Annotated in this window: 8 protein-coding genes; all 8 read left to right on the top strand. The window is 69.7% G+C overall.

From position 1 onward, the window contains the following. Positions 1–375: 375 nt before the first annotated feature. The 8 genes from L6E12_RS05525 to L6E12_RS05560 all read left to right on the top strand — a co-directional run bounded on the left by L6E12_RS05525 (position 376) and on the right by L6E12_RS05560 (position 8,092). On the top strand, positions 376–1,596 hold the full coding sequence (locus tag L6E12_RS05525; RefSeq protein WP_236226788.1) for a cytochrome P450: 1,221 nt from the start codon (positions 376–378) through the stop codon (positions 1,594–1,596). Positions 1,597–1,680: 84 nt separating this feature from the next. Beyond that, complete coding sequence (gene fabD / locus L6E12_RS05530; protein ID WP_255683069.1) at positions 1,681–2,538, top strand: ACP S-malonyltransferase; 858 nt, start codon at positions 1,681–1,683, stop codon at positions 2,536–2,538. 43 nt (positions 2,539–2,581) lie between these two features. Then, positions 2,582–3,844, top strand: a complete 1,263-nt coding sequence (locus L6E12_RS05535) for a hydroxymethylglutaryl-CoA synthase (protein ID WP_236226790.1) — start codon at positions 2,582–2,584, stop codon at positions 3,842–3,844. A gap of 29 nt (positions 3,845–3,873) precedes the next feature. Further along, positions 3,874–4,131: an acyl carrier protein gene (locus tag L6E12_RS05540; protein ID WP_236226791.1), complete on the top strand. Its 258-nt coding sequence runs from the start codon at positions 3,874–3,876 to the stop codon at positions 4,129–4,131. A 7-nt stretch (positions 4,132–4,138) separates the two neighbouring features. Further along, positions 4,139–5,338, top strand: coding sequence for a beta-ketoacyl synthase N-terminal-like domain-containing protein (locus L6E12_RS05545; protein ID WP_308074216.1), 1,200 nt, complete (start codon positions 4,139–4,141; stop codon positions 5,336–5,338). 14 nt (positions 5,339–5,352) lie between these two features. Beyond that, entirely contained in the window at positions 5,353–6,582 is a 1,230-nt protein-coding gene (locus tag L6E12_RS35295) for a hydroxymethylglutaryl-CoA synthase (protein ID WP_236226793.1), read from the top strand. Further along, positions 6,573–7,346: an enoyl-CoA hydratase/isomerase gene (locus tag L6E12_RS05555; RefSeq protein WP_236226794.1), complete on the top strand. Its 774-nt coding sequence runs from the start codon at positions 6,573–6,575 to the stop codon at positions 7,344–7,346. The genes L6E12_RS35295 and L6E12_RS05555 overlap by 10 nt, the downstream gene beginning before the upstream one ends. After that, complete coding sequence (locus L6E12_RS05560; RefSeq protein ID WP_236226795.1) at positions 7,334–8,092, top strand: polyketide synthase; 759 nt, start codon at positions 7,334–7,336, stop codon at positions 8,090–8,092. The genes L6E12_RS05555 and L6E12_RS05560 overlap by 13 nt, the downstream gene beginning before the upstream one ends. Positions 8,093–8,098 lie beyond the last annotated feature (6 nt).

An 8,098-nucleotide genomic window follows, 5' to 3' on the forward strand; every position in this document is an offset into this window, starting at 1 on the left:
AGAAATGCCAAAGCTGGCTCGTGTCGGCGTCCGCGGCGTGGAACAAGATCATGTTCTGCTCGCTCGACATCTCACGCTACCAGTCGGGAAGTAATCAGGAAAGAGACTCGTGACGGAGGGTTGCCTGCCGAGGGCGGTCTGTGGCATCCTCGGTCGAGGCCTGGGGTGAAACCCTCACAACAGTGCCGCTGGGCTGGGGGGCCAAACTTCGGCCTATGGTTGACATATCTGGGGGATCTGTCACCTCAACGTTGAGTGGCAATTCTTGGTCTATGTCTTCTTTTCGTTCGGTCCTTTTGTGTGCACGTGCCGCGAACTGGTGTGTGACGAGTAGCATGAATTTATCGGGATGTTGTGCCAAATGGGGGATTTCGCATGACCGACAAGACTGGCGCGGCCTCGGGGATGAGCCCTGTGGCCGGGCTGTTCGACCCGCTGTCAGATGAATTCGTCCGTGATCCGTACAGCCGGTACGCGCGCATCCGCGACGCGGGGTCGTTGCACCACCACCCCAGGTTGAACGGGTGGCTGGTGAGTCACCACGCGGATGTGGACGCGGTGCTGCGCGACAACTCCCTGGGCCGGTCCGAGCAGAAGCGCTTCTTCGGCAACTTCGTGCCCGAGTCCTCCGTCGACCTGGCGTCGCGCTCCTGGCTGCTCGGCCTGGACCCGCCGGAGCACACGCGCATCCGGCGCCACTTCTCCCGCGCGTTCACACCCGCGCGGGTCGAATCGCTGCGCCCGAGGGTCGAGCGGAAGGTCGACGCGCTGCTCGACCGGTTCGCAGCCGACGGCGGCGGTGACTTCATCGCCGCGGTGGCGCAGCCGCTGCCGGTCGCGCTGATCTGCGAGATGCTCGGTGTGCCCGAGGCGGACCACGTGACCTGCAAGGATCACTCCACGGCGTTGCTGCCGCTGCTCGACCCGGTGATCAGCGAGGCCGCGCTGCGTCGCGCCGAAGAGGCGTGCTCCTGGTTCCTCGACTACTTCGACCGACTGGTCGGACTGCGCCGCGAGGAGCCGGGCGACGACCTCCTGTCCGCGTTGGTGCCGACGGCGGATGAGGGCGAGTTGGCACACCACGAGCTCGTCAACAACATCATCTTCCTGTTCTCGGCGGGCCACGAGACGACGTCGAGCATGCTCGGCAACGGGTTGCACGCCCTGATCACGCACCCGGACCAGTACGCGGCGCTGCGCGCGGACCCGGGCCTGGCGGGCAACGCCGTGTCGGAGGTGCTGCGCTGGGACGCGCCGGTCCAGTACTTCGGCCGCCGCGCCTCGGCCGACGTGCGCATCGGCGACACGACCGTCGAGCGCGGCCAGATGGTGATGGGACTCATCGGAGCCGCGAACCGCGACCCGCGGCGATTCGACGCGCCGGATGACTTCGACATCCGCCGTCGCGGTGGTCAGCCGCTCTCGTTCGGTGGTGGAATCCACTACTGCCTCGGCGCGGTGCTGTCCCGGATGGAGGGCGAGGTCGCTTTCCGGCGGATCGTCGAGCTTTTCGGTGACATCGGCTTGGTCGCTGAGCCGGAGCGCTCCAAGGGGCTTGCGGTGCGTGCTTTCACCGAATTGAAGATCGCAGTCTGACCCACGCGGTTCCGCCGGTTCGGAAGAGTCCTCGAATTCCAAGAAGGACATGGGAAGATCGTGGGGTGACGCATGGTCGTACTGATGTTTCCCGGGCAGGGATCACAGCGAAAAGGCATGGGGAAGGCGTTGTTCGACAGGTTCCCCGATGAGGTCGGACAAGTCGGTGAAATCCTTGGCTACTCCCTGGAAAAGCTGTGCCTGGAGAACCCCAACCGGTTGCTCGACGAGACGCAGTACGCGCAGCCCGCGATCTTCGTGGTGAACGCGCTGCACCACTTGGAGCGCAGGCGCAACGGCGAACCCGCGCCCGCGTACGCGATCGGGCACAGCCTCGGCGAGTACAATGCCCTGTTCGCCGCCGAGGTGTTCGACTTCGCCACCGGGGTGCGCCTGGTGAAGAAGCGCGGCGAACTGATGGGCCGGATCGGCGGCGGGGGGATGGCCGCCGTGGTGGGGCTGACCCGGGCGGAAGTGGCGGAGGCGCTCGACGCCCACGGACTGACCGAGCAGGTCGACATCGCCAACGACAACGCGCCGACGCAGGTCGTGATCTCCGGACCGCGCCAGGCGGTGGTGGCCGCCAAGCCCTTGTTCGAAGCGCTGCCGGGCGGGATCACCTGCACGGTGTTGCGCACCAGTGGCGCGTTCCACAGCCGGTACATGGCCGACGCGCGGCACCGGTTCGAGGCGTACCTGGCCGAGCACGACTTCCCGTTCGCCCCACCGAAGATCCCGGTGCTGGCCAACGCCACCGCCGAGGCGTACGACCACAGCTCGGTGGCGCGCAACCTGGTCGACCAGATCACCGCCCCGGTCAGGTGGGCGGAGACCGTGCGTCGACTGCTCGACCACGGCGAGACGGAGTTCACGGAAGTGGGTACCGGCCGGGTCCTCACCTCCCTGCTCGACCGCATTCGCCCGGCCGTCGCCGCGGGTTGACCGCGCACACAGCACAGACACGAGACGATCGAGGGGGCAGCACGTGGTTCTCGCTGGCATCGAGGCGATGAACGTGTTCGGCGGGACCGCGTTTCTCGACGTCATGGGGTTGGTCGAGCACCGGGGTCTGGACGCCGCGAGGTTCGCCAACCTGCTGATGCGGCAGAAGGCGGTGGCGCTGCCCAGCGAGGACCCGGTCACCTTCGCCGTCAACGCCGCCGCGCCGATAGTGGCCGCGATGCCGGAGGAGGAGCGTGACCGGATCGAGGTGCTGATCACCTGCACCGAGTCCGGCATCGATTTCGGCAAGTCGCTGAGCACCTACGTGCACCACCACCTCGGCCTGAGCCGCAACTGCAGGTTGTTCGAGGTCAAGAGCGCCTGCTACTCGGGCACCGCTGGGTTCCAGACGGCGGTGAACTTCATCCTGTCCCAGGCGTCACCGGGCGCGAAGGCGTTGGTGGTCGCCACCGACATCTCGCGGTTCACCGTGGTGGAGGGTGGGGACGCGCTGACGGAGGACTGGTCGTTCGCCGAACCCAGTTCCGGTGCGGGCGCGGTCGCCATGCTGATCAGCGACACCCCGGAAGTCTTCCAGGTCGACTCCGGGGCCAACGGCTACTACGGCCACGAGGTGATGGACACCTGTCGTCCCACCGCGGACAGCGAGGCAGGCGACGCGGACCTGTCCCTGATGTCCTACCTGAACTGCTGCGAGCAGACCTTCCTGGAGTACCGGCGACGCGTCGCGGACGTGGACTACCGGAAATCCTTCCACTACCTGGCGTTCCACACGCCGTTCGGCGGCATGGTCAAGGGTGCGCACCGGACGATGATGCGCAGGCTGACCGGTGCCGCGCGCGGTGACATCGAGGAGGACTTCGAACGCCGGGTCCTGCCCGGCATCCGGTACTGCCAACGCACCGGCAACGCCATGGGCGGCACCGTGTTCGTCTCGTTGGCGAGCACCATCGACAACGCTGAGATCGACCGACCCAAGCGGATCGGCGTCTTCTCCTACGGTTCGGGCTGCTCCTCCGAGTTCTACAGCGGTGTGGTGACACCGCGAGGACAGCAGCGGCTGCGGGCCGCGGGCATCGCGGAGGCGCTGGACAGCCGGTACCCGCTGTCGATCGACGAGTACGAGCGGCTGCTGACCGGCGAGGGCGCGGTGCGATTCGGCACCCGCAACTGGAAGCTGGACGAGTCGCTGATACCCGCCCAGGTGCTGGAACCGGGGCGGACCGAACGCCTCGTGCTCCGGCAGATCAGTGAGTTCCACCGCGAGTACGCGTGGCTGCGGTAAGCCGTGGTCACGGCGGGAAAAGTGGGGAGATGAGCGAGTTGGACCGTGCTGATGTGCTCGAAGCAGTGGTTGCGAGCATCCACGAGGTCTTGCCGGACCTGGCCGGGAGGCAGATCGAGCCGACCGACCGACTGGTCGACCTCGGCGCGAACTCCGTGGACCGCGCCGAGATCACGATGCTGGCCATGGAGGCGTTGTCGATCGAGGTCGAGCGGACCCGGTTGGCCGGGGTCAAGGACATCGGCGGCCTGGTGGACACGTTGCACGCCAACGCACGTGGGCGGTGAACCGGTCGTGACCGGTTGCGGTGTGATCAGCGCGATCGGTCAGGGCAAAGAGGCCTTCCTCGGCGCGCTGCTGCGCGGCGACCACTCGTTCGGCCCGCTGGTCCGACCGGGGCGCGTCGCCGCGACCGCGTTCATCGGTGCCGAGATCCCCACCCCGGTGGTCCCGGAGCGGTTCTCCCGCAAGCTGCTGCGCGGCGTCGGGCACTCCGCGCTCGCCGCGCTCGTGGTGCTCCAGGAGGCGTGGGACGACGCACAGCTAGCGGGTGCCGACCCCGAGAGGGTCGGGCTCGTCGTGGGCGGCTCGAACGTACAGCAGCGGGAGTTGGTGCTCAGGCACGAGGCGTACCGGGACCGACCGGGCTACCTGCCGCCGACCTACGGGATGTCCTACCTGGACACCGACCTGTGCGGGCTCGGCACCGAGCAGTTCGGCATCCGCGGCCCGGCCCACACCGTCGGCGGGGCCTCGGCCAGCGGGCAACTCGCGGTCATCGAGGCCGCCCGGCTGGTGCGCTCCGGCGAGGTGGACGCCTGCATCGCGTTGGGCGCGCTGGCCGACCTCTCGCACTGGGAGCTGCGAGCCCTGCGCGCGCTCGGTGCGATGGGCTCCGACCGCTTCGCCGACCGACCGGACCTCGCCAGCAGGCCGTTCGACGCGGATCGCGACGGGTTCGTCTACGGCGAGGCGTGCGCCGCCGTGGTCGTCGAGCGAGCCACCGCGGCCGAGGCACGCGGCGCCCACCCGTACGCGGTGATCACCGGCTGGGCGGTGGCGGCGGATGGCAACCGCAACCCCGACCCGTCGGTCGCGGGCGAGGCGAGAGCCGTGCGCGGCGCACTGGCCATGGCCGGGCTGCCGCCGCGGCGGGTCGACTACGTCAACCCGCACGGCACGGGGTCCGGGCTGGGCGACGAGGTCGAGGTCGCCGCGATCCGCGCAGCGGGACTGGCACACGCCCGGATCAACGCCACGAAGTCGTTGACCGGGCACGGGTTGAGCGCCGCGGGCGCTGTCGAGCTGGTCGCGACGCTGTTGCAGATGCGTGCGTCGACCCTGCACCCGACCCGGAACCTGGACCGGCCGATCGACCCGGCCCTCGGGTGGGTGCGCGGACGACCGGAGCGGCACGGGATGACCAACGCGGTGACGCTCAGCGCGGGCTTCGGCGGGCTGAGCACGGCGCTGTGCCTGCGGGCGGGCGCGTGAGGAAGGGAGATGAGGTGGATCCGGTCGGGATCGAGGCGATGAACGCCTTCTGCGGCACCGCCTGCGTCGACGTGCGCGAGCTGATGGTGCACCGCGGACTGGACACCGCGCGGTTCGAGGAGTTGCTGCTGGACCGCAAGACCGTCACCATGCCCTGGGAGGACCCGGTCACCTTCGGCGTCAACGCGGCCAAGCCGCTGCTGGACGCCCTCCCGCCCGCGGAACTGGACCGGGTCGAGATGCTGATCGCCTGCACGGAATCCGGCCTGGACTTCGGCAAGCCGCTCGCCGCCTACCTGCACCACTGGCTCGGGCTCAACCGCAACTGCAGGCTGTTCGAGCTCAAGAGCGCCTGCTACTCGGGCACGGCGGGGTTGCAGGCGGCCGTGTCGTTCGTGCTGTCCCGCACCTCACCCGGGGCGAAGGCCCTGGTGGTCGCCACCGACGTCGCGCGCGGCGCGGCGACGGACGACCCGTGCGCGGTGACGATGGACTGGGCGTTCAGCGAACCCAGTGGTGGCGCAGGCGCGGTCGCGCTGCTGGTCGGCGAACACCCCGGGGTGTTCGGCTTCGACGTCGGCGCCAACGGCTACCACGGCCACGAGGTGATGGACACCTGCCGCCCGACGCCCGACGGCGAGGCGGGCGACCCGGATGTGGGGCTCATGACCTACCTCGACGCCTGCGAGCAGACCTTCCGCGCCTACCGCGAACGCGTTCCGGGCGCCGACTACCGCACCTCGTTCGACTACTTGGCGTTCCACACGCCCTTTGGCGGCATGGTCCGCAGCGCACACCGGACGATGATGCGCAGGGTGGCCAGGGTGCCCGCTGCGGAGATCGAGCCCGATTTCCGCCGACGGGTGCTGCCCGGCATCTGCCACACCCGGCAGACGGGGAACACCATGGGTGCGGGCGTGTTCCTCTCCCTCGCCGGGACCATCGAGGCCGCCGATCCGGCAGGCGGGCAGCGCGTGGGGTGCTTTTCCTACGGGTCGGGGTGCTGCGCCGAGTTCTACAGCGGCGTGGTGGCACCGGGCGCGTCGGACCGGGTGGCCGCCCTGGGCATCGGCGCGCGGTTGGCCTCCCGGCGCAGGCTCCGCCCGGCCGAGTACGACGGGGTGGCCCGTGCCGGGCTCCGCTTCGGCACCAGGAACGCGGTGGTCGACCCGGGCGAGGACGAGCCGGGGCGGCTCGTCCTGCGCGGTGTCCGCGAGTTCCGCCGGGAGTACGCGTGGACGTGACCGACTACCAGACCGTGCGGGTGACCGTCGACGGTCGCGTGTGGCGCATGAGGCTGGACCGGCCGGAGGCGAGGAACGCCATCGACGACCGGCTCCTGGACGAGTGCCTGGAGGTGCTGGACCAGTGCGCCGAGTCGGCGGCCGTTGTGGTCCTGGAGGGCGGGGCGGAGTACTTCTGCTTCGGCGCTGACTTCGAGCGCGCCGGGGCGGCGGCAGTCACCGAGCAGGACGTCCGCGGGCGGGCCGACAAGCTGTACGAGCTGTTCCTGCGGCTGGCCAACGGCCCCTACGTCTCGGTGGCGCACGTGCGCGGCGTGGCCAACGCGGGCGGTGTCGGCCTGGTCGCCGCGTGCGACGTGGTGATCGCCGACGACACCGCCCGGTTCAGCCTCTCGGAACTGCTGTTCGGCTTGTACCCGGCGTGCGTGCTGCCGTTCCTTGCCCGCCGCTGCGGTACGCACAACGCGAACTACCTGGCGCTGACGACGACGCCGGTCGACGCGCGGGACGCAATGCGCCTGCACCTGGTCGACGCGATCGGTCCGGACAGCACCGCGGTGGTGGACAAGCACCTCGTGCGGCTGCGGCGCCTGCCCAAGGACGGCGTGGTCCGCTACAAGCGCTACGCGCAACGCCTCGACGACGCGCTGGAGCGGGCGCGCGCGATCGCCGTGGACGGCAACGCCGAGGTGTTCACCGACCCGGTGAACCTCGAGCGCATCCGCCGGTACGTCGAACGGGGGGTGCCGCCGTGGGAGCGGTGACCGGTCCGGTGGTGCAGGTGCGCGCCGCCTCGCCCGGCGTCGTCCTGGTGACGATGCGGGACGAGGTGCACAAGAACGCGTTCACGCCGGAACTCGTCGACGGGTTGACCCGGGCGTTCGCGGGTGTCCGCGCCGACGGGGACTGCCGGGCGGTGGTGCTGACGGGGTACGGCACCTACTTCGCGTCCGGCGGTACCAGGGAGGGGCTGATCGCCATCCACGAGGGGCGCAGCAGGTTCACCGACCTGAACCTCTACAGCCTGGCCCTGGAGTGCGACGTACCGGTGATCTCGGCCGTGCAGGGTCATGCCATCGGTGGTGGTTTCGCGCTCGGTCTGTACGCGGACCTGGTGCTGCTGAGCCGAGAGAGCGTCTACACCGCGAACTTCATGCGCTACGGGTTCACGCCGGGCATGGGCGCGACGCTCGTGCTGCCCGCCAAGCTCGGCCCTGCCTTGGGGCACGAGATGTTGCTCAACGCGAGCAACTTCCGCGGCGCCGAACTGGCCGCCCGGGGGGTGCCGTTCCCGGTGCTGCCGCGGGCGGAGGTGCTGCCCAGGGCGCTGGAGCTGGCTGCCGAGCTGGCCGAGAAGCCCGCGGTGTCGCTGCGGGCGCTCAAGGAGCACCTGGCACGCCCACTGCGCGAGGCGCTGCCCGGTGTGCTGCGGCAGGAGCTGGCCATGCACGAGCTGACCTTCCACCGCACCGAGGTCGGGCAACGGGTTGAGGAGCTGTTCGGCCGATGAGGGGGA

The organism is Actinokineospora sp. PR83 (assembly GCF_021056305.1).
In the GTDB taxonomy this organism is placed as follows: Bacteria; Actinomycetota; Actinomycetes; order Mycobacteriales; family Pseudonocardiaceae; genus Actinokineospora; species Actinokineospora spheciospongiae.

Coding starts and splice junctions, on each gene's coding strand:
- L6E12_RS05525 (WP_236226788.1), top strand. CDS start 376: ATGACCGACAAGACTGGCGCGGCCTCGGGGATGAGCCCTGTGGCCGGG.
- fabD (WP_255683069.1), top strand. CDS start 1,681: ATGTTTCCCGGGCAGGGATCACAGCGAAAAGGCATGGGGAAGGCGTTG.
- L6E12_RS05540 (WP_236226791.1), top strand. CDS start 3,874: ATGAGCGAGTTGGACCGTGCTGATGTGCTCGAAGCAGTGGTTGCGAGC.